This window comes from Shewanella sp. (assembly GCF_041630135.1).
Taxonomy (GTDB): domain Bacteria; phylum Pseudomonadota; class Gammaproteobacteria; order Enterobacterales; family Shewanellaceae; genus Shewanella.
This window is the reverse complement of the sequence record NZ_JBFKLW010000007.1, coordinates 49,676-70,948: the sequence shown is the minus strand read 5'-3', so window position 1 is coordinate 70,948 and position 21,273 is coordinate 49,676. Positions and strand designations below refer to the sequence as shown.

The window sequence follows — 21,273 nt, the reverse complement described above, 5'->3', positions numbered from 1 at the left end:
TTGCACTTGCCTTTACAATAAGATCAAACAAAAGGGTCACCATTGCGTGTGGTCCTTTTGTGGAAAAACACCAATAAAAAAGACGTCCGAAGACGTCTTTTTTATTTTAGGTTTGGTGGAGGCGGCGGGACTTGAACCCGCGTCCGAAAAACCTACGCTCAAGGCGCTACATGCTTAGTCTCTCTTTTATTTAACCGCTCGAACTCCGAAAGACAGGATTTCTAACGGTGAGCCTGGTACTGTTTTGCGGTTCACCCCCAGACAAGGTTCCCTCGCTAGCACGATGTAAGGTGACCATCATATCCACTGCCCATGTGCGAGACCTGTGGTAGATGGCTGGCGCTAATTAAGCAGCCAGAGCGTAGTTATCGTCGTTTGCAACTATAACTTTGCGGCTTTTTACGAGGCCAACCGCCCCTCGGCATGCTCCCGGAGTTTCGCGAATCCCGTCGAATCCAGAATCGCCCCCAAGATGGTTTGATTGTACTCCCATGCAGCCCAGAATTCCAAGGCATTATTTGGCAGTGACAATCAACTGTTTGTTTTCCGCCCGAAAACAAACAGTTTATTTGTTCTTCATCACCCGGGCTTTTTCCAGGGCCCAGTCGCGCTGCTTGATGTCTTCACGCTTGTCGTGATCTTTCTTACCTTTACCCAAACCTATCTCTACCTTAACCCAGGCACCTTTACGCCAGTACATGGAGATAGGCACGATGGCATAGCCCTGACGTTCAACCAAACCGGCCAGACGGTCGATTTCTTTGCGGTTGAGCAGAAGCTTGCGCGGGCGGGTCGGGTCACACACCACGTGGGTGGAGGCCGCGTGCAGCGGGGTAATATGGCAGTGGTGCAGGTAGGCTTCGCCGTTTTTCAGCATCACGTAGCTTTCAGAGATGTTGATTTTGCCGGCGCGGATAGACTTGACCTCCCATCCCATCAGGGACAGGCCTGCCTCGTATTTTTCATCGAATCGGTATTCGAAGGTCGCGCGCTTGTTGCGGGCGATCGTGGCCGGCTGAGCGGCCTTTTTTGCATTTTTCTTTACCATAGGCGGGCTATTATAGCGTGGGGTATGTAATTTGGAATTGACCACTCAAGAATATTTGTATCTTTTGGCAAGCGAATGTTTTTATTGGTGAGTTTTTGAGCTGGTGAGCAACTGCCACACTTTGGTAAAGCCGTGGTACAATCCGCGACCATATGTTTTCGCGATAACATGAATGTAAGCCAATGCCTAAAGTTACCCGCAGTGTGCTGGTCAGATTCAGTGCCATGCAAATGTACAATCTGGTCAATGATGTCGAATCTTACAAAGAGTTTTTGCCTGGGTGCGTCGGCGGCAATGTGATTTCGTTTGATGGTCACACCATGGTCGCCTCGGTTGATGTGAGCAAGGCCGGCATTGCCCGCAGTTTTACTACCCGTAATCAGGTGGTTGAGGGGCAGCACATTGCCCTGAAGCTGGAAAATGGCCCCTTTAAACATCTGGTGGGTGAGTGGCGCTTTACCGAGCTTGCCGAGGATGCCTGTAAGGTGGATTTCGAGCTGGATTTCGAGTTTTCAAGCGGGCTGGCTGATTTTGCGTTTGGCAAGGTATTTAAAGAGTTGGCTGCTTCCATGGTGACGGCGTTTACCAATAGGGCAAAGGTGGTGTATGGCCAGTGACAATGAAAAGTTCGGCGTGGATGTGATTTATGCGCTGCCGGCAAAGCAAAAAGTCGTGCATGTGATGATTACACCTGGCACGACGTTTATTGAGGCGGTGCGCCAGAGTAACATTGCCGGTTTTTTCCCCGAGATTGATTTGGATAAGGTAAAACTGGGGAGCTTCAGCCGTCTGGTTAAACAAGGTGATGAAGTCATGCCCGGTAACCGGATAGAGATCTACCGCCCATTGATTGCCGACCCCAAAGATGTACGTCGTCAGCGGGCTGAAAAAGCGAAAGATGAAGGCCGCGCTAATAAAATAACCGGCGGTAAACTGTAATTTTTCACATCATTAGTAAAAAAGCGCCCTTGGGCGCTTTTTTACTGTCTGATATTTGCTTAGAACTTGCGGATGGATTTAGGGTCGTTCTGACCTTCTTCAACCAGAGGCTTACTGTCACCGCGCTGCTCTGGCACCAGTGGTTGGTCGTCACTGCCTGTCACTGTAGGCAATTTGCTCTGCTCCAGCGGCGTGTTGAACTCGGCAGACAATTCATAATCGCCACTGACCTTGGTGAGGCGATCGTTTTCAAAGTGCAGCACCAGCTCTTTATGGATGATGCTGGCATCGCGGCCGCTCTTGAAGTGGTACACATAATACCAGGTGTCATCAGCGAAACTGTCTCTGAGTACCGGACGCCCCAGCACGTACTCTGCTTGCTCCCGGGTCATATCAATGCGCAGTTTTTCTACCTGTTGCGGCTCCATGTAGTTGCCCTGAGGGATATCCGGCTTGTACACCAGCCAATCGAAAACACCGCAACCGGACAGAGACAATGAGAGGGCCGCGGCCCCCAGCAGGGTGAGACTATGTTTCTTAATCAACATCGTATGTGCTTATTCCTTAAAAACTGCGGCTCATCATACCCAAGGGCAGGCCGGACTGACAAGGGCGACAGCTATTTGACCGTGACTTATCTGTAAGGTTCATCCGTATTGGCGTGAATTAGCCAGTTAAGCTGGCGGGTATCAATCTAAGGTATGAAAGTTCGGACAGTATAAAGGTACCAGGTGACGCAACTCTATCTGTTTGTCTGACAATCAATCGGATCGTGTGTTTTTAGCATATTCGAACTTTGCTGCCCTCTCTATTGCATTGGCTGTGGAAAGTTATAAAAATGTGAGTTTTGAGCAAGAACTCGGAGTCTGATTTGGCTAGTTTGGTATGTGTAGGAACTGGTATCGGTCTGGCAGGACAAATCAGCGTACGGGCCAAAAGTTATATTGAAAACGCCGAGCTGGTGTTCAGTCTGATGCCTGATGGTTTTGCTCAGCGTTATGTTGAAGGGCTAAACTCGAATGTGGTCGACCTGCAGCAGTTTTATGCCCGTGAATATGAGATAAAAAGTCGCCGTGTTACCTACGAGCAGATGACTCAGGCCATGATGGAGGCTGTGATGGCGGGTAAACGGGTAGTCGGTGCTTTTTATGGCCACCCCGGAGTGTTTTCCTGTGTGCCGCACATGGCTATTCGCCGCTGTAAGGCTGCCGGAATTGACGCCTGGATGGAGCCTGGCATATCGGCAGAAGATTGTCTGTGGGCTGACTTGGGGATAGATCCAGGCCAGTGTGGTCATCAAAGTTTTGAAGCCAGTCAGTTTATGTTTTTCCGCCACCGACCTGATCCATGCAGTCATTTATTGTTGTGGCAAATCGCACTGGCTGGGGAGCATACACTGACCCGGTTTCACACCAGTCGGGATCGGCTGAAGGTGCTGGTTAAGCAGCTCTGTGAATGGTACCCGTTGGATCATGAAGTAGTGTTATATGAGGCGGCTTTTTTGCCAGTGCATGAGCCGCAGATTTGCCGGGTTAAGCTGCAGGACTTACCTGATGCACAGCTGACTCCGGTAACGACTTTATTGGTACCGCCGGTAAGAAAGCTTGAACACAATACAGAAGTACTGGCAATGTTGGGATTGACTGCGGCCGATCTTGCCTGAGATTTGCAATATAACAGGGTGTTTACAGACAGCATCAGCTGATACGGGATCTAACAAAAAAATAACAATAAGCGGAGAATCAAATGGCGACACTGAATGAGTTTTTAAAGCAGTTGGGTGAAGATGCGGCACTGCTTGAAGCATACAAAAAAGACCCTGAAGCTGTGATGCGTGCCCATGGTTTAAGTGAAGATGAAATTCAGGCCATACTGAGCGGTGATAAGAATGAACTCAGGTTGCTCTGTGGTGATGAGGAACATCAGACGTTTGTCATCATTCATCATGGGAATGATGGCGAATAAATGAAACGGATTTTTTTCATTGCGCTTCTGTTGGTGTCATCTGTGTATGCCGGTGATTCGACAGAAATTGATGCGTCTTTGAACGACATTGAGGAGCTATTACAAAAGTCTCCGGATGTTGCTCTGGGTAAATTGGATGTTCTGCTCAAGGAGCAGAGTCTGACCCGGGAGCAAAAAGCCCGGGTTGAAGTGTTTCGGGCTATTAATCACATGGTGCAGGGGGATTATGCCTCCGCATCCACTTTGCTTGAAGGTGCACTGACTCATACGTCAGACATCAAGCGCCGGGTTAAAATTCTTGGTTATTTGGCTACCGCCAAGTTGTTGCTGAAGCAATATGCCGATTCTTTAGCGTTTATCGGCGACATGCTTGCCCAAATAGAAGCGATAGATGACCGCGATATTCAACGCTATGCCTATATTCGACTTTCAAGCATCTACTACCAGATGGGGCTGTTTGAGCAGGTGGGTATTTATGCCCAGAAAGCATTGGCTCTAAGCACTGAAAGTAATGGTATGGATAATTGCCATTCTTACCTCTATATAGCCGCTTCATTGATGGAAGCAGGTCATTTCCGAAAAGCTGTCGATGCATTTGAAAACACCCGGTCTTATTGTTCAAAGAATAATTTGCCTTTGATTGTCGCTATGGCAAACAAAGGTAAAGGTTGGAGTTTTTTGAGAGATAAGCAAACAGAACCTGCGATTTCCTACCTGCAGCAGGCATTGGCTGATTATCAAAAGTTTGGCTATGAGCTTGAAATTGCCAGTACCCAAAGTTTGTTGGCCAAGGCATTCATGGCGGCAGATAACTGGAAAGATGCCGAAGCTTCAGCTGTTGCAGCGATAGACAAGGCTGCCGCTGAGGACAGGGCATTACGCGACGCTTGGGAAGTATTGGCTGCTGTCTATGCTCAAAAAGGTGATTTTAAAGCGGCGTTTCAGGCTCAGGAAAAGGAAGTAGAGCATGCCGATCGTATTGTAGACGAGACAAAAGCCAGGGAGATTGCCTATCAGGCGGCTAAATTTAATTTTGAAGAGCAGCGGCGGGAAATTTCGTTGCTTAACAGCGAGCGGGATGGGTATTTGGTTCGTCAGGAAGCCATATCCAGGGAGCACTCTGGCTCGCTGATGGCATCGACAGTGTTACTTGGTGTGTGCCTGTTTTTGTCGCTGTTTCTCGCTGCCGGGCTTGCTCAGCGCAATCGCTTCAGGCGATTGGCGCAAAGAGATGGCCTAACAGGCGTGTACAACCGGGCAACCGGACAGGACAAAGGCGAAAACGCTCTGGTGCGCTGTATGGCAAGAAAAGAGCCTGTTGCTCTGATATTGCTCGACTTGGATTTCTTTAAGCGAATCAATGATGAGTATGGACATGCTACCGGTGACTGGGCTTTAAAAAAAGTCGTTGAAGTGATCCGCCCCGAACTCAAGATAGAGCATATTTTTTCTCGAATCGGAGGGGAAGAATTTATGATAGTCCTGCCGGATTGTACTGGCATTATGGCTGCGGAGATAGCCGAATCCTGTCGGCAGGTTATTGCTGAAGTTGATACCCATTATTCAGGGCACAGGTTTACTCTTAATGCGAGTTTTGGTGTGACGTCTCTGACTGAGCTGGATTTGAGTTTGGATCCCTTGCTTTGCCGTGCGGATGAGTCGCTCTATTGCGCGAAACGTTTGGGGCGGAATACTGTTGTGTTGGATGGTGAGCCATATTCACCTGTGGTCATTGGCAATGCACCGCGTAAACGGGGTAATAAAGCCGCTGTAGTGGCACTTGATGAGATCCCGTCGCAAGTGAAAAAAAACGGCACTTAGCATGCTCCCGTTGCAGCGGCTGAGTGAGCGCATTTGCATTTCTCTACTTTGTTCTTTTGTGGATATGGGCACCGCATAGCGCTGTTCATCTTGTTGTCTATTTCACCGCTTCTTATTGCTTTAAATCTTCTTGCCACAGGAGGGTGGATGCAGCTTTCGCAATATCGCGATTTAACCTTGAAAACGTTTCGTGCTCAGTGAGAAATCTTAATGTGGCGCAAACTATCCGTTTCTTTGATTTGCCTCGGTATCCAAGCCGCTCATTTGGTATGTGTGCCTACCTGTTCTTTTCTTATCAACTGGTTTGCTCTACGTGGAACGTCTTAAGGCGTTAAGGGCAAATTTTCAGTAAAGAGTTCTGCATGTGCTCATTCCAGCTGCCACTCCAACTGCTTCCCTAATACAGTCGGCAATTTTTTTTGCAAAAAAATTGAAAAAAACTGAATTTTTTTCGACTCAACCAATTGTTGCCGGCTTGTTGATCTGGCTACGAACGGCCTGATGTTGTCTTCAAGTAAAAAAGCATTCTTTACGTTTACGTAATGGTAAGAGTAAAACGACTGTTTTAATTGGTGGCTTGGCTTTTGTTTTATTTTTAATTGAATCTAAACGATTTTTTGTGTTTACGCGTGCTGCAGTTCAAAACAATTCTTGATGATTAGACCAAAGTCAAATTACACAATTAAAGTAAATTTATCTTTACGAGTGGTAATTTAATTACGTTTATAGCGAGCATTTACGGTTATTGGTTATTTGGTAAGACAAATTTTATGAAATTAGGAATGGTTCAGTTTTTTGTTTGCCTATTGTTGTTATTATTCAATGTGTTGCGTGTTTGTTTTGTTTTTGGTCTTACCAATTTATCCAGAGTTTGTTGTGTGATTTATCATCGGGATTGCGGCTTTTTGACTGTTGCAATTACAAATGTTTGTCGTTAGTTTTTTGTCTGAAACGAACATTTGGCGGTTTTTTGTGATGTGTAATGAGCCAGCGGTACAGGCTGGTATCTGTTAACGCCACATACTGCAACAGCCGGAGACTGAGACAATGACAGAGCATATGTTGGATAACGAACAGATAACAAAAGGGCTGGAGATCACCGGTCATCAGGTTCAGGGCCAGGAAGATATATTCACCGAGGGTGCATTGGCATTGCTTGAGAGTCTGTGCCGTCAGTTTGCTGCTGAGGTAAGTGGCTTGCTTGATAAGCGTCAACAGCGCCAGGCAAGGATCGATAACGGCGAGCTTCCTGATTTTTTACCGGAAACCCGTGCCATTCGTGATGGTAAATGGTCAATCCGTGGCATTCCGGAAGATTTGCAAGACCGTCGGGTTGAAATAACCGGCCCGGTCGATCGCAAGATGATCATCAATGCACTTAACGCCAATGTAAAAGTCTTCATGGCCGACTTTGAGGACTCTCTGGCTCCCAGCTGGGAGAAAGTGGTCAGTGGGCAGATTAATCTGCGCGATGCTGTGCGGGGAACCATTGAGTTCACGGCACCTGAAACCGGTAAGCAGTATCGACTCAATGACAACCCAGCGGTATTGATTGCCCGGGTGCGCGGCCTGCATTTGAAAGAAAAGCATGTGCGTTTTAATGGTGTTGCCATTCCCGGCGCTTTGCTCGATTTTGCCCTTTACTTCTATCACAACTACCACCAATTGCTTGCCAAGGGTAGCGGCCCGTACTTTTACGTGCCCAAGTTAGAGAGCCATTTAGAAGCGCGTTGGTGGGCCAGGGTGTTTGCCTTTACCGAAGAGCGATTTTGTCTGCAGCCCGGTACCATCAAGTGCACCTGCCTGATTGAGACTCTGCCAGCGGTGTTTGAGATGGAGGAAATCCTCTATGAACTGCGCTCCAACATAGTGGCGCTCAACTGTGGTCGTTGGGACTATATCTTCAGCTATATCAAAACGTTGAAGAACCATCCGGACAGAGTGCTGCCAGACCGACAACAGGTGACCATGGATAAGCCGTTCCTTAGTGCCTACTCACGATTACTGGTCAAGACCTGCCACAAGCGCGGTGCCCTGGCCATGGGCGGTATGGCGGCCTTTATTCCTGCCAAAGATGCCGAAGCCAATCGATTGGTGCTGGAGCGGGTGTGCCGCGACAAGGAGCTTGAAGCCCGCAACGGCCATGATGGCACCTGGGTGGCTCACCCGGGGCTTGCTGACACCGCCATGTCTGTTTTCAACCAGTTTATTGGTGATGACCATTGTAACCAACTGCACATTACCCGAGACGTGGACGCACCGATCCTTGCCAGCGAGCTGTTGAAGGCTTGTGAGGGCGAGCGCACCGAGCATGGCATGCGTCTCAATATCCGTATTGCACTGCAGTATATCGAAGCCTGGATCAGCGGTAATGGCTGTGTGCCTATCTACGGTCTGATGGAAGATGCGGCCACAGCCGAGATCTCACGCGCCTCAATCTGGCAGTGGATCCGCCATGGTAAGAGTCTGTCAAACGGTAAGCCGGTGACCAAAGCATTGTTCCGCGAGATGCTGGTTGAGGAGCTGGCCAATGTTAAAGAAGAGGTGGGCAGCGAGCGTTTTACCCACGGCAAATTCACTCAGGCGGCTGTATTGCTTGAGGACATTACTACCAGCGACGAGATGGTGGAGTTTCTCACTCTGCCGGGTTACGAGCTGCTGACCAAACAACACTAATTCGCAACTGAAACTATTGAACATCTTACCCGCCACACCAGTGGCGGGCAGATCCTGACATCCCTAAGGAGAGTTACCATGAGCAAGTACATCAGCCGCCAGGAACAAATTGATGCCCTGAAAAAAGACTGGGCCGAAAATCCACGTTGGAAGGGAGTGCGTCGTCCGTATTCGGCCGAGGAAGTGGTTTCACTGCGTGGCTCCTTCGTTCCTGAAAACACTGTGGCTCAGCGTGGGGCTGAAAAACTGTGGGAACTGGTAAACGGCGGTGCCAAGAAAGGTTATGTCAATTCCCTCGGCGCCCTGACTGGTGGTCAGGCCGTACAACAGGCCAAAGCAGGTATTGAAGCTATTTATCTGTCTGGCTGGCAGGTTGCTGCCGATGCCAACCTCGCTGGTACCATGTACCCGGATCAATCTTTATACCCAGCCAACTCGGTGCCTGCTGTGGTGGGTCGCATCAATAACTCATTCCGCCGCGCTGACCAGATCCAGTGGAGCAATGGTGTTGATGCGCAAGACGAGAAGTTTGTCGATTATTTCCTGCCTATCGTAGCTGACGCCGAAGCTGGTTTTGGTGGGGTACTGAATGCTTATGAGCTGATGAAAAGCATGATTGATGCCGGCGCTGCTGGTGTGCACTTTGAAGATCAGCTGGCCTCGGTGAAAAAGTGTGGTCACATGGGCGGTAAGGTGTTGGTGCCTACTCAGGAAGCGGTACAGAAGCTGGTTGCAGCCCGTCTGGCGGCAGACGTATCTGCCGTACCTACTCTGGTGATTGCGCGTACGGATGCCAACGCGGCTGATTTGCTGACGTCTGACTGTGACCCATATGATGCGGACTTCATCACGGGTGAGCGTACCAGCGAAGGCTTCTATCGCGTGCGTGCTGGTCTGGATCAGGCTATCGCCCGAGGCCTGGCTTATGCACCTTATGCCGACCTTATCTGGTGTGAAACAGCCAAGCCAGATTTGGAAGAAGCCCGTCGCTTTGCCGAAGCTATCCATGCGCAATATCCGGATCAGCTGTTGGCCTATAACTGTTCGCCATCGTTTAACTGGAAGAAGAACCTGGACGACGCCACCATCGCCAAGTTCCAGCAAGCGCTGTCTGATATGGGCTACAAGTATCAGTTCATCACACTGGCCGGTATTCACAATATGTGGTTCAACATGTTTGACCTGGCTTATGACTACGCCCGTGGCGAAGGAATGAAGCATTATGTTGAGAAGGTACAGGAAGCTGAGTTTGCTGCGGCAAGCAAGGGCTACACCTTCGTCGCACATCAGCAGGAAGTAGGGACAGGTTATTTCGATAAGATGACCAATATTATTCAGGGTGGTGCATCCTCGGTGACCGCACTTACCGGCTCTACTGAAGAAGAACAGTTCCACTGATTTTGTTGTACCACAGCCTTTGCTGTGTTTTCCCTCCGCGCGGTGTTCCTACGCGCCGCGCGGAGTTTTTTAGCTAAGCTGAAATCTTCCCATCCTTTTGTTGTTTCTAACCACGTTGCTTGTGTTTTGCGGCCTTTCATGGGCCGCTTTTTTTATTGATGGGGCAGCGATGGATATTTGACCTTATGCACAAAAGTTGACGCTGGGTGGTCGCGTTGACGGCAAATCCCTGTCTATAATCGAAAAACACTTTGTTAACACGTGGCTGAATCTTGAAAATCGGTGGCAATGAACCTAAAGGGGCCGATTACTGGACCAAGAGAATAAGTGAGCAGGAAATGCCTGCCCTGTGTTCTACAGTAAAAACCCTGGAAAAACTGGCCAAGGATGACGTGTCTTCCATGGCCATACTCGGACGCAGTGTTATGCACGACAATGCGCTGACGTCCCGTATCCTGCGAGTAGCAAACAGTGCTACCTATAACAAGGGCATCAGCCAGGTTACCACTGTGAGCCGTGCCGCTGTGGTATTGGGTTTCGATACCATTCGCAATATCTGCATTACTGCAAAGCTTCTGGCCAGTTTGCTCGAGAATAAAAACCTGACTCCCGGCGTATACCAGAGGTTATTAAAGTTGATGGCACGCTCTTTTCAGGCGGCCATGCTGGCCAGAATGATGTTGGCCGGCCATGATGAAGAAATGCAGGAAGAGGCTTTTATTGCTGCGCTTTTGTATCATCTCGGTGAAAGTGCGTTTTGGAGTATGGGTGGGCCACTGGCAAATGAGCTGGATAAAGCTTTGGATGGGGTGGATGATCATGTGGCCACCCTTTCTTTGGTTCGGGAGCATCTGGGCACGAGTTTTGGTCAGCTCACTCAGGGTATAGCCCGTCATTGGGGGCTGGGTGAGGTGTTGATTAAGTCACTGAACAACCCCGATGAACGCATGCCCGAAATCCGGGCAATATTCGTGGCCAATAAATTGGCGCAGGAATTATCTGAGCCCTATCCGGATCTGGCTGAATTGGAAAAGCGGGTGAAGCAGGGCGCCGAGATGATGGGGCTGAAACCTGAAGAATTTAAAAATCGCGCTATTCAATGCGCCAATGCCACCCATAAGTTGGCGGAAGCCTACGGCGCCAAGGAGTTGATTGAGTTTTTACCGCAAACAGAGCGCTTGCTGGAAACCCAGGAAAGCCTTAATGCCGGGCGCTGGCGTGAAGCGGACGTGTCATTTCAATTGAGAAAGCTAAAAGAGTTAACAGGCTTTGCCATAAATAAGGCTGATATCAACCAGGTGATGCAAACGACTCTGGAAGGCATATTGCAAGGGGTGGGAGTAGACTCCTGCGCTGTGTTGCTCCTGTCTCCCAGCCGAAAAATGCTGCAGCCCAGAATTGTATTGGGTGATAACAGTGAAAAAATTAAACGTGAATTCATTGTTGATATCACAGAGCCAACTCATTTATTCCGACAAGCAGTGGAATTAAAAACGCCGATGTGGATTGACTCTCCAGACTCGCCGCGCTGGCGACTTCAGCTGGATGAGCAGCTTAAAAAGTCCGTGTCAAAGCAGGGTTTTTTATTGGCTCCTATGATGGTCGATACCAAGGTGATTGGCGTTTTTTATGCTGACCGGGGATTATCCGGTAGAGGGTTCGATGAGGAAGAGTTTGATAATTTCACTCACTTTACACAACTGGCGAATGTGTGCTTTTCGGCATCGGTCAGGCAATAGCCTGCTGCCAATATTTTCCGATGAAAAAGGCACCTGACGGTGCCTTTTTCATATGTTACTTTTTTTGCATCAGTTGTTTTTCAAAAGCCATAATGGTGCCGGTAACTTCTTTGGCAACTTCGTTGGGTACGGGAAAACTCAGATGGTATTGCAGTACCTGCCATCCTTTATTGGTTTTAATCATGGCTCCGGTACCTCTGGAGTGGCCGTATTTGTCGTTATAGAGAATTTCATCGAATAGCAGTGTATCGCCATGCTCGATAAATTGACGTGATTGGGGTTTATAGTCCCAGCCGTTGGTCGGTAAAGCGTAGCGGCGAAATTCATCCATGTTCCACCGCTCTTCGGCAGCGGTACCAAGAAATACGGCATTGTCGGTATAGATGGCGAAATAGGTTGGCCAATCGGCCTTGGCGGCCGCACTGTGCAGTGTATCCAGTACTTTTGCAGCTTCAGCCTGCTCCTGAATACTGCCAAGGGTAAAGGGTGACAGTATAAGAGCTGCAATCAGAAGTGTGTTTTTTATCATTTTGTCGGTCATCTGTTGTGGTGAGCTGTTATTTGAGTTGGGTTTACTTTTTCAAAATATCACCGCCATTGAGCGGGATCCAGTCTATAGTAATTTGCCAATTCTTGATAAAGCGCCGGATGAAGCGCTGAAAACTCACGGGATTTGCTAAAGAACACTTCAGTAATCACCGCAAAGAATTCTGCCGGTTCTGTGGCACCATAATAATCGAACAGGCTTGGTGAGCCCCATTGAGCCGCCTGACACAATGAGTCATATTCCCGCTGCATAACAGATGACCAGCTTTGATAGCGTTCGGTACTGGGTAAGGGCGGTGCGCCATCGGCTCGGCCATCTTGCTGGTCTAATTGATGGGCAAATTCATGAAAAATGACATTAAAGCCATCAAAAGGATGGGCGCAGTCCTGTGCTATGTCTCGCCATGAAAGCAGCACCTGTCCCTGATTCCATGACTCCCCTGACAGCAGAGCATGCCGCTCCCATACTACGCCTGCGGCGTCCTGCTCGCTGCGATTGACATAAAAAGCATCGGGGTAAATCAGTATTTGTCTCAACCCCGGATAAAAGTCTGTGTCACGATTCAAAAGCAGCAGACAGGCGTGTGCGGCAATGGTTACCCTGACTTCGTCGTTAATCTTGAAACCGTTACAGCCAATAAACTGCTTTTCCGCTACAAAAACGAGTATTTTACGTCTCAATTCCTGCTGCAGGTGGTCAGGCAACTGGCCATAGGCAAACACTCTGCGTTTCAATATGGCTCGCCAGGATGCGGGAAACGGACGTCGGGCAATACCTTGTCTGCGCTTGCGGATGCGCATCGGGTTGCTGGCGATCCAACAGATAGTTGCCAGCCCAAGCAAAGTGATGACGAAAAGTGCTGACATGGCATTCCTGAGCGAGGGTTTCTACAACAATGGGGGCTGGGGAAAACTAAATCAAGCGGGCGCACTGAGTTGTTTACCACCTTATTGCGGACTGTTATGACGGGCAGGCATGGCTAAACAGGTTACTGGCCGGGCTGTTGATGATGTTTGAGGGTGACTGCAATCAGGACTGCTGGTCACTGAGCTGCCCGGTTGGTGGTGTCACTAATATTATCTCTGAACAGTTTCTTCCGCGGCTTTTGGCCAGATAAAGCGCCTTGTCGGCGGTATCAACCAGTTCAGTCGTGCTCATCATGGAGTCTGCTGGCAACAGGGCTCCACCGATGCTGATGGTTACTACACCTTCTTTGCTGTTTTTGTGGGGGATTTCCAGCTCCTCTACCGCCAGTCGGATGTTTTCTGCAATATCGACCAGAGATCCCCAGTCACAGATGGGTAAGAGCAGAACGAATTCCTCACCGCCATAACGGGCAAAGGTTTCTCCGTGTCCGTGTACCAGCCTGCGCACTGTACTCACTACGGCTTTCAAACAGGAATCGCCGGCAATGTGGCCATAGTAATCGTTGAATTGTTTGAAAAAATCCAGATCAAACATCAGCAGTCCCAGACTGCTTGTCATTGTCTTGGCAGCCGCCAGTTGCTGATCAAAGTAGCGCCGGTTATGGATGCCGGTTAACCCATCGATTTCGGAAATGGCTTTAACCTGAGCGGCATAACTCTTAAGCGTCTCCAGGGAGCTCATCATTTGCTGCAGTTCCAGGTTGTCGGCTTTGGGCAACTCCGTATCCAGTTTCTCGTTGGCAATGTCATTCATGGCGTTACGGGTTGCAATGACAGGTTTAATTATGCCCTTGGCAATGAAATGCCAGTTAGTGAGCCAAATGCAGCCACAGTAGAGCAGTCCGGCTACCAGTATCAGTACCAGAAAGGCGATGGCATCACGCTTAAGTTCTATACCGGCGACCTGGATATTGGCGTCCCTGAGTCTGAATTGATTTTGAAAAAAATCCGCACTGGCCTGGGCTCGGAGTGATTGTTCTTCCAGATGGCTGTAGACGATTTGATAGCGTCGTTGCAGGTTCCTGCTGAGTTCAAAAAGATTATCCTGACCTATCATTTCGTTGCGCAGCTGCGAAACCCAGTTGGCTGCTCTTTGCTGCTCACCGGCAGAAAGGGATTGTATGAGCGACTCCATTTGCAACAGCTCACGCAGCCCTTGCCTCTGTAATAGATTGATTTCACGAGCATCTGAGTTGGTTGCAGCCCTTTGAAGGGTGGTGAACAGTCTTTCTCCGGCATACATAATAGCGACGCTGGCGCTATGATTTTCCAGCGCCTGGCTCAGAAACTGATGGTCACGCCGTGCCAGTGCCTGGTGTGTCAGTGTGTCTTGCTCTGTGAGGATGTTACGGTATTCTTTCGAAAAACTTGTTTGCAATACAGTGACATTATGCGACAGGTTGTCCATTTGCCGCCTTGCCTGCAGCAAGTCCCGCGTCAGGGTATCCAGCCTGGGCAGTTTGGTCAGCATCGTTTCCTGAACGGACGCTTCCTGGCTTAATTCCTGAGCTGCTGCGCCATCAGGGTGGCGCTCTATCAGATCGCGTGTTCCTCTTTGCAGCAACAGCCATTGTGACTGCATGTCACCAAGCAGATCCTGCCGCTGGCGTTCATCGGTAAAATTTTGCAGTTTGGCTATCGTAGTTTGCAGTTGTTCTGCCTGGCGGATCTGAATCATGGCCAACCGCACCGCTTCCAAATCACCGCTCACCATGGCATCGACTTGATGCTTCAATGATTGGGAGATTGTCACCGCGATAAAAACAATACCCACCGTCATCAGAAAGATGAGGTAGAACACCATGGTCAATTTTCGTTTAAGGCTTTGTAAAGGCTTTATTGTCGTCATTTTGCCAAGGCCGCTGTCTCACCAAAGGTGTTTTGTAACCTCAGAATGGTTTGGTTCAGTTCGCCAAATAGCGCTGCGGCTTTTTCCGGATTTCTGCTGACCGCAAAACAGCTGCGAGTGAGTTCTGGATATATCTGCCCCATCGAGGTGCTGGTGAAATGCCCAAGCTGATTGACATCGTTGTTCCAAGTCAGATTTGCCTGGTGACTGGCGAGAAATGCACCGCCTATGGCTTTCAGCTCCGGTGCCTGAAAGTCGGGATGGGTTACAACGTCCATCCGACAGGGATTGCCGCCGCCCATGGCATAGTCATATTGTGCCTGATAAGACCCCATATATTTCAATAGCCAATAGGCGGCCTCAGGATTGCGGCTATCGTAGCTTACCGCAAACGCGTAAGCCCCGACGTAGGGTTTTCCGCCCGCAACCTGGGCGACATCCAGTATTGCACCTTCAATATGCTTTTCAACAGCTGATGATTTATACCACAGATTATTATAGGCAAAGGGCCACATTGCGACCCGGCCAAACGCGACTGCCTCTGCTGCTTCATTAAATGCAAAGGTGTCATCAGCCGGAACTGCAAAGCCTTTTAATTCATTGTACAGGGCGGCCACTTTCAGTTTTTTCTCCATGTTGAGGGACACATCAAAATGCGTCAGCGCTCCGGTTTTACTGTAAGCAGGAGAAAGCCAGGAGTCTCCTTCACTCCATAGCATGGCTGAAAACTCATCGTTGATGTGGGGTCTGTCACCGGACATTAACGCAACACCGTAAAAGGGGGCATTCAATCGTTTCCCTGCAAGGCTGTCACCGGCACGACGGGTAAAAAAGGCAGCAGTATCTCTGAGCTGCGTCAGCGTTTTTGGTGGTGCGAGTGGATAGCCAAATCGTTTATTGAAGGCCTGCTGTTCTTCCGGGTTATCGAACAAATCTTTACGGTAGTGGTTGCCCATCACGTAATTGTTATACGGGATGGCATGTACCTCACCCCGATAGGACAAAATATTCAGCAGTGCAGGATAGTAAGGTTCAAGATATTGGTTTATTGCTCTGGCACCACCGGGATCATAAAGGGTGGCCAACTCTTCAAGGGGAACCGTATAGCCATTGGCAGCCCACTCTTTGGCCCAGCCAGCCTCCATGGTCAGTAAGTCATAACTGCCACGGGCGTTGGTTAATGATTCCTGTTGCAGGGTAAACATATTATCCAGTGTTGTGCTGTACACCCTGACTTCAACACCTGTTGCTTCGCTGAACCTGGGCAGCATTTGTTCTTTCAGGTAGTCGGTCCAAAAACCGGTTTCTGCTACTAAAGTGATGGGGGCTTTGTTTTGGAGGGGAGGAATTTGGTCCAGTGAAAAATCGGCCCTTACCGGGCAGTTTAACAGGCTTAGCAGCAGTCCCATAATGCCAATTCTATTGAATAACTTCATATTGTTGCCCTGAAGGATTCTGCCGGTTATGTCACTCGGCGGGGTGAAGAAAGCAGTGGTGCGCCTTCCCTGATGGCTAACTGGATTATGTACCCGAGGGGGTGGGAATGCCAGAATTAGGGGAAACAGCAGTAAAAAAAGCTGGCAGCTCAAGGATTAAAAACGTTCCATGCTGCCAGAAACCGGGGAGGATAATGCGAATGAATTGGATTGCAGCAGGAGTCTGATTGGACAAACCACTCAGCTTGTTCCTGACTGCTCGTTCTCAGGCTGCTTTCACACAGCGACTGCTGGGGTGAAAATCGGTTAGTCTGTCTTCAGTATTTGCTCAAGTTGCTTACGCTCGGTGCTGCTGAGCCGATAGTGATGTTCAATTAAAAAGCGTAACAGCTTGGACTTTGCCATATCGCAGCCGCTTGCCATTTCTGCCAGCTGGGTAATTGCCGTTTCACCTAAGCTGAAGGTTGCTTTGCGAAAAGGCCCCTTACGGCGGGGAAGCTCTGGTCCATTGGATGCCGGTTTTTGCCGCCGTTCTTCGAGAGAGATGACCGCAGCCTTGTGTTTGGGCAGCCCCATTGCATATCGATTGGCGCCGTCAATGAATTCATCTATGAATTCGTCGATTGTCTTTTTTTGCTGTATTTGGCCGTCAGACCGCGTAGAGTTTTTCTTGAGATCTGCCAGTCCCATAATGTCCCCTCATTTTGCTTATCTGAGCTTGCTGCAATTGGTTGCGTACTTCGGTAACATCGCGTGCCTCAAGCAATTCACAGGCGATGGCACGGATTTCATCGGCGGCTTTGCCGTTGGCTTCGATTTCAATTACTGATAATCCAGATTCTTCACTGTCATCATAGATATTGCGGCAGTAAGTGATGGCATTCAGTACATGGATGTCGTAAGTGCGGCAGACCTCTTTGGCCTCAATTATCCGATTGGCCTGGCTGGGTAATGTAGGGCACTGGGTGATAACGAAGGACGCACGCATCTTGGGGTTAATCATCATACAGGTGGCCACCACATCATCCATGTGACTCACGGTTTTTAAGTCACGGCGCTTGGGGCGCAGCGGCATTAAAATATGAGAGGCTACCGACATGGTGGCGCGAAGTGCCAGATTGTCCTGACCACCGCAATCCACAATCACATAGTCATAGTGTTGTTCCAGGCTCAGCAAATCATTGCGGATTTTGCCGTAGAGTTGCACACAGTTGATGGCTGGCAACTTGGGATTGTTGTTGCGGGCCTGGATCCAGTCTGAGGTGGTACGCTGGGGATCACAGTCCACCATGATAACTGAACCACCACATTCCTTGGTGAGAAACACCGCGATATTTTGGGCGAGGCAGCTTTTGCCACTGCCACCTTTTTCACCGCCGACCAGAATTATCATATTATTGCCCCTTCATTTAACCCGTGAGTCCAGCCTCACTGGTCATTGCATCCGCTAAGCTAGTGCCAATCTAAATGTTGGTTTAACTCTGGTCAATTACCTGATTTTTGACGTTTTTTTTATATTGTCATCCTGTCGGAAGTCTGACGCTGATGCTGAAATTGTCAAAAAAACGACGTCGGGGGCTTCTCTCAGTCACAGATGTTAAAAAGTCTTTAACTACAGAGTGTTAAAACATTGTTGGTGCATGTGAACTGTTGTTTTTGGGCGGGATTTAGTCGATTTCCGTGGCTGCGGAATGTCTTTATATTCCACGGTGGAATTAAATTATTGGATTTAATTGCTTAATGTTCTAGTTGTGGCGGCGCAGATTGTTTCTGCCATTGTTAGGCTAGAGCCCCCGTTCAGAGAACCGACGGAATATATGGACCCCAAGTTATTGAAAGATGCCGTAAATAGAAAGATGCCCTTTGGAAAATATGCCGGTCGGCGTTTACTTGAATTACCAGAGCCTTATTTGGTGTGGTTTAAAGCCAATGGATTTCCACAGGGGCGGCTGGGAGAGGAGCTGGCTTTGGTGTATGAAGTTAAACTCAATGGTCTGGAAGCCATGTTAAGGCCATTGCTGGATGACTGAGCCTGGCATTGTGTTGCTATTCCATGTTCCAGTGCTTACAACATTCAGCCCGATAGTTAATGGCACACAGCCCTCAACATTCGATGCGAACTACTTATCCATACTCTGTTAGTATTCAATCACTATGTCTGACTTTGCCACTGCCATCACCGCTGTAACCTCTTCTCCTGTGCCTGCTTTGGGCAGGCGCATCCGCCGCTCAGTACCTCTGACACCGGGTCTGCTGAACGAAATTGCCGTCCTTTATCACAGCGCCGTTGCTGCCCTTGCCGGTATGGACTACAGCGAAAACCAGTGCCGAGCCTGGAGCGGCGGGGTGCGCAACTGGCGTTACTGGCGCGCCCGTTTGGCAAGCAGTTATGTTCAGTGGTTAAGTCTGGATGGCAAGCTGGTGGGCTTTATTGCCTGTGAGCTTCGCTTTACTGAGCGCGGTTATATCAGCCACTTATATGTTGCGCCGCCATATCAGGGGCAGGGTGTTGCCACTGAGCTGGTCAGGAATTTAATGAAAGCAGCGCCAGAGCTTGGAATTGTGCGTCTGAGCACAGACGCCTCCCGGGTATCCAAAGCGGTATTCGAGCGCTGCGGCTTTACGCTGCATGGCCGCAGCTATCAGCAAAAGTCAGCCGAGGTATTTGAAGGCTTTCAGTTATCGTTCAAGCCCGCTTTTTATGTGGATGCCATGCAAGCCGCTGATGTGCCTGATATAGCGCGGCTGTTTCACCAAGCGGTGCAGGGGGCGGGCGAGTTTTACAGCGCCGCTGAGCGCAGCGCCTGGTCACCTGCGATTCGCTGTGATGCTGTGTGGCGAGCGCGCCTGGCACCGACCCGAGTGTGGGTAGCCCGTAATGACAGCGGCCTTGCCGGTTTTATCAATCTGTTACCAAAGCAGCAGGGTGAAGCTGAAATAGATTGTCTGTTCACTAACCCCAAGCTGGCACGAGCGGGCGTGGGCAGTGCGCTTTATAAGGTGCTCGAGCAGACTGCGCGGGCACTGCAGATTAAACGGCTAACGGTCGAGGCTTCTTATTTCGCCAGACCCTTCTTTTTAAAGCAGGGCTTTAATGAGAACCGCCGCAACGAGCATCCCCGTCACGGCGAAATTTTGGTGAACTTCAGTATGGACAAGCTGCTTTAGCCAAGGTGGCTGATATACGACAGCTGCGGCAACATTTCTTCGGTAAAACCACCGTGTCGTTCAATAAAGCGGATAAAGGCGCCGGGCAGGGTGAGATTGGGTACCGGCTCCTGCCAATGGCACAGTGACAGCGCCTGATAGCCCTCTTTCCCCGATGCGGTGTAGGCCGTCGACACTCCAACGTACACCTTGCCCGCTTCAACCGGCACCCACAGGCCCCCCTGGCACAAGGTGAGCGACAGAATTCGCTCGCCCTGAGCCCGTCTGCCATCGTAGTGGTATTTAAGCCCAAAGGTGTACGGGAAACTGCCGGCACCGGTACCGATGACACTGTTGTTGGTGGCACTGTTAATGGCTGATTCCAGCGCTTCAATCAGGTAGTGGCCTTCGATTGCGTATTTAACCAGTGGCAGCTCAAATGGCAGCAGACGACCGACTACATCGGCCAGGGTGATTTTGCCCTGACTCATGGATTGACGTACTCCGCCGGCGTTGTGCAGTGCAAATTGTACGGCACCATCTAAAATGCGGGTTTCTTCATACATGGCACGGCTGACCCAGGGGGCAACCTCGCTGCCGTGGGGAAGAGATTTGCTTGGCAGACGGGAATGAATAAGCTCGCGCGGCACCATGGCCAGCACCTGATGATCGAGTGCGGTAATGGCAGGGCGGAACTCCTTATCAATTATTGCCTGCATGCGGGGCTCGGCCTCACACCAGAGGATCCCCGGATGCGCCTTCAATTGATTGAGCGCCTCGGCTCTGAGCTCTGCATCTAAGTTATCTATCAGGGGATGTTCATCGAGCATCAGGTAATTGCCCCCGCCAAGGTGGGTCACCTGACCTGCCTTATCAAACTCTATGCGGGCAAGGCCGATGGTTTCAGCATATTTACCAGCATGGAGAATGGGCGTGTTGTTGACCCGCTCGCCCCAGGGCACGCAGGGCAATCCGAGATTGGTAAAATCACCCATCAGTGTGTGGCTGTGGCCGCCCACAATCAGACTGATGCCATCCACCGCAGCGGCCAGTTTACGGTCGCCATCCAGCCCCAGATGGCTGAGCACCAGAATATGATGGATCCCGTCGGCTTTCAGTGCCGCTACCGTTGCTCGGCAGGTTTCTATGGCATCCAGGAAGCTGGTGTCGGGATCGGGTCTGGCGATAACCTGCATCTGGTCGAGGGTGATGCCAACAATAGCCATCTGCTTATCGCCAAGTGGCTTTTTCAGCACCTGGGCACAGCCGCGCTGTTTATCGTAGTGCAGCAGATTATCCAGGTTTGCCAGCGCAAAGCCCTTGGTGGGATCTTCTGCTGATAAATCCATGTTGCCTGCCAGCATGGGGAATTCGATAGCATCGATAAAGCGGTGCAGCGGCGCGTTGCCGCTGTCGATTTCATGGTTGCCCAGCACTATGGCGTCGGGCCGCAGCAGGTTCAGCAGTCTGGCATTGGCTTTGCCGCGGAATTCATTGAAATACAGGGTGCCCTGGAAGGTGTCGCCGCCATGGAGGAATAAAAAGGGCGTATTTGCCGCTTCGGCCTCGGCTCGGGCATTGGCAAGCACAGTCGCAAGACGGCCGTAGCCGCCGCTGTGGGCGGCAACCTTGATGGGCTCTCCAGCGCCGCTGACTTTGAGTGTCAGCGACACGGGATCGAAGTTACTGTGGCAATCATTGATATGTGCCAGTTGCAGTGTGTAGGGAGAAGTCTGCAAAGAAAAAACCTTAACCTTATAAAAAAACTTGCCCGGCATCAGA

19 protein-coding genes and 1 other RNA gene are annotated in these 21,273 nt (G+C 49.9%); 10 read left to right on the top strand and 10 right to left on the bottom strand.

Going from position 1 to position 21,273, the window contains the following annotated elements; all coding sequences use genetic code 11:
• Nucleotides 1-113: 113 nt before the first annotated feature.
• Nucleotides 114-469, bottom strand: a transfer-messenger RNA (tmRNA) gene (gene ssrA, locus ABYK60_RS03375).
• A 96-nt stretch (nt 470-565) separates the two neighbouring features.
• Nucleotides 566-1,048: an SsrA-binding protein SmpB gene (smpB, locus tag ABYK60_RS03370; protein WP_214507074.1), complete on the bottom strand. Its 483-nt coding sequence runs from the start codon at nt 1,046-1,048 to the stop codon at nt 566-568.
• A gap of 182 nt (nt 1,049-1,230) precedes the next feature.
• Here smpB and ABYK60_RS03365 point away from each other — a divergent pair, with 182 nt between their 5' ends.
• Both ABYK60_RS03365 and ABYK60_RS03360 read left to right on the top strand, forming a co-directional pair.
• Nucleotides 1,231-1,665: an SRPBCC family protein gene (locus ABYK60_RS03365; RefSeq protein ID WP_372870517.1), complete on the top strand. Its 435-nt coding sequence runs from the start codon at nt 1,231-1,233 to the stop codon at nt 1,663-1,665.
• Nucleotides 1,655-1,987, top strand: a complete 333-nt coding sequence (locus ABYK60_RS03360) for an RnfH family protein (protein WP_372870516.1) — start codon at nt 1,655-1,657, stop codon at nt 1,985-1,987. The genes ABYK60_RS03365 and ABYK60_RS03360 overlap by 11 nt, the downstream gene beginning before the upstream one ends.
• Nucleotides 1,988-2,046: 59 nt before the next feature.
• Here ABYK60_RS03360 and ABYK60_RS03355 read toward each other — a convergent pair whose 3' ends face one another.
• Nucleotides 2,047-2,535, bottom strand: coding sequence for an outer membrane protein assembly factor BamE (locus ABYK60_RS03355; RefSeq protein ID WP_372870515.1), 489 nt, complete (start codon nt 2,533-2,535; stop codon nt 2,047-2,049).
• 323 nt (nt 2,536-2,858) lie between these two features.
• Here ABYK60_RS03355 and ABYK60_RS03350 point away from each other — a divergent pair, with 323 nt between their 5' ends.
• The 6 genes from ABYK60_RS03350 (at nt 2,859) to ABYK60_RS03325 (ending at nt 11,586) form a co-directional block, all read left to right on the top strand.
• Complete coding sequence (locus ABYK60_RS03350) at nt 2,859-3,650, top strand: SAM-dependent methyltransferase (protein ID WP_372870514.1); 792 nt, start codon at nt 2,859-2,861, stop codon at nt 3,648-3,650.
• 83 nt (nt 3,651-3,733) lie between these two features.
• Nucleotides 3,734-3,952 (top strand): hypothetical protein, encoded by a 219-nt coding sequence (locus ABYK60_RS03345; protein WP_372870513.1) that lies wholly within the window; start codon nt 3,734-3,736, stop codon nt 3,950-3,952.
• 210 nt (nt 3,953-4,162) lie between these two features.
• Nucleotides 4,163-5,773, top strand: a complete 1,611-nt coding sequence (locus tag ABYK60_RS03340; protein ID WP_372870512.1) for a diguanylate cyclase — start codon at nt 4,163-4,165, stop codon at nt 5,771-5,773.
• 1,047 nt (nt 5,774-6,820) lie between these two features.
• A complete protein-coding gene (gene aceB, locus ABYK60_RS03335) occupies nt 6,821-8,449 on the top strand; it encodes a malate synthase A (protein ID WP_372870511.1) in 1,629 nt (542 codons plus the stop codon).
• A gap of 78 nt (nt 8,450-8,527) precedes the next feature.
• Nucleotides 8,528-9,847 carry an isocitrate lyase gene (aceA, locus tag ABYK60_RS03330; protein WP_372870510.1) on the top strand — a complete coding sequence of 440 codons (1,320 nt, stop codon included), beginning with the start codon at nt 8,528-8,530 and terminating at the stop codon, nt 9,845-9,847.
• Nucleotides 9,848-10,119: 272 nt separating this feature from the next.
• A complete protein-coding gene (locus ABYK60_RS03325; RefSeq protein WP_372870509.1) occupies nt 10,120-11,586 on the top strand; it encodes an HDOD domain-containing protein in 1,467 nt (488 codons plus the stop codon).
• A 55-nt stretch (nt 11,587-11,641) separates the two neighbouring features.
• On the opposite strand, the gene ABYK60_RS03320 is transcribed toward ABYK60_RS03325, so the two are convergent.
• The 6 genes from ABYK60_RS03320 to ABYK60_RS03295 form a co-directional block, all read right to left on the bottom strand.
• Entirely contained in the window at nt 11,642-12,115 is a 474-nt protein-coding gene (locus ABYK60_RS03320; RefSeq protein WP_372870508.1) for a nuclear transport factor 2 family protein, read from the bottom strand.
• 59 nt (nt 12,116-12,174) lie between these two features.
• Nucleotides 12,175-12,999 (bottom strand): zinc-dependent peptidase, encoded by an 825-nt coding sequence (locus ABYK60_RS03315; protein ID WP_372870507.1) that lies wholly within the window; start codon nt 12,997-12,999, stop codon nt 12,175-12,177.
• 163 nt (nt 13,000-13,162) lie between these two features.
• Complete coding sequence (locus ABYK60_RS03310; protein ID WP_372870506.1) at nt 13,163-14,908, bottom strand: diguanylate cyclase; 1,746 nt, start codon at nt 14,906-14,908, stop codon at nt 13,163-13,165.
• Complete coding sequence (locus tag ABYK60_RS03305; protein WP_372870505.1) at nt 14,905-16,344, bottom strand: ABC transporter substrate-binding protein; 1,440 nt, start codon at nt 16,342-16,344, stop codon at nt 14,905-14,907. Before ABYK60_RS03305 ends, ABYK60_RS03310 begins: the two co-directional genes overlap by 4 nt.
• Before the next feature lie 306 nt (nt 16,345-16,650).
• Nucleotides 16,651-17,034 carry a CopG family transcriptional regulator gene (locus tag ABYK60_RS03300; RefSeq protein WP_372870504.1) on the bottom strand — a complete coding sequence of 128 codons (384 nt, stop codon included), beginning with the start codon at nt 17,032-17,034 and terminating at the stop codon, nt 16,651-16,653.
• The gene (locus ABYK60_RS03295; protein ID WP_372870503.1) at nt 16,994-17,737 is read right to left on the bottom strand and encodes an AAA family ATPase; all 744 of its coding nucleotides are present in this window, start codon (nt 17,735-17,737) and stop codon (nt 16,994-16,996) included. Before ABYK60_RS03295 ends, ABYK60_RS03300 begins: the two co-directional genes overlap by 41 nt.
• Before the next feature lie 424 nt (nt 17,738-18,161).
• On the opposite strand from ABYK60_RS03295, the gene ABYK60_RS03290 reads away from it, so the two are divergent.
• Together ABYK60_RS03290 and ABYK60_RS03285 are read left to right on the top strand one after the other, a co-directional pair.
• Nucleotides 18,162-18,374 (top strand): DUF3820 family protein, encoded by a 213-nt coding sequence (locus ABYK60_RS03290; RefSeq protein ID WP_372870502.1) that lies wholly within the window; start codon nt 18,162-18,164, stop codon nt 18,372-18,374.
• Nucleotides 18,375-18,498: 124 nt separating this feature from the next.
• Nucleotides 18,499-19,512 (top strand): GNAT family N-acetyltransferase, encoded by a 1,014-nt coding sequence (locus tag ABYK60_RS03285; protein WP_372870501.1) that lies wholly within the window; start codon nt 18,499-18,501, stop codon nt 19,510-19,512.
• Here ABYK60_RS03285 and ABYK60_RS03280 read toward each other — a convergent pair.
• Nucleotides 19,509-21,269, bottom strand: coding sequence for a bifunctional UDP-sugar hydrolase/5'-nucleotidase (locus tag ABYK60_RS03280; RefSeq protein ID WP_372870500.1), 1,761 nt, complete (start codon nt 21,267-21,269; stop codon nt 19,509-19,511). The two genes, ABYK60_RS03285 and ABYK60_RS03280, sit on opposite strands and share 4 nt — an antisense overlap.
• Nucleotides 21,270-21,273 lie beyond the last annotated feature (4 nt).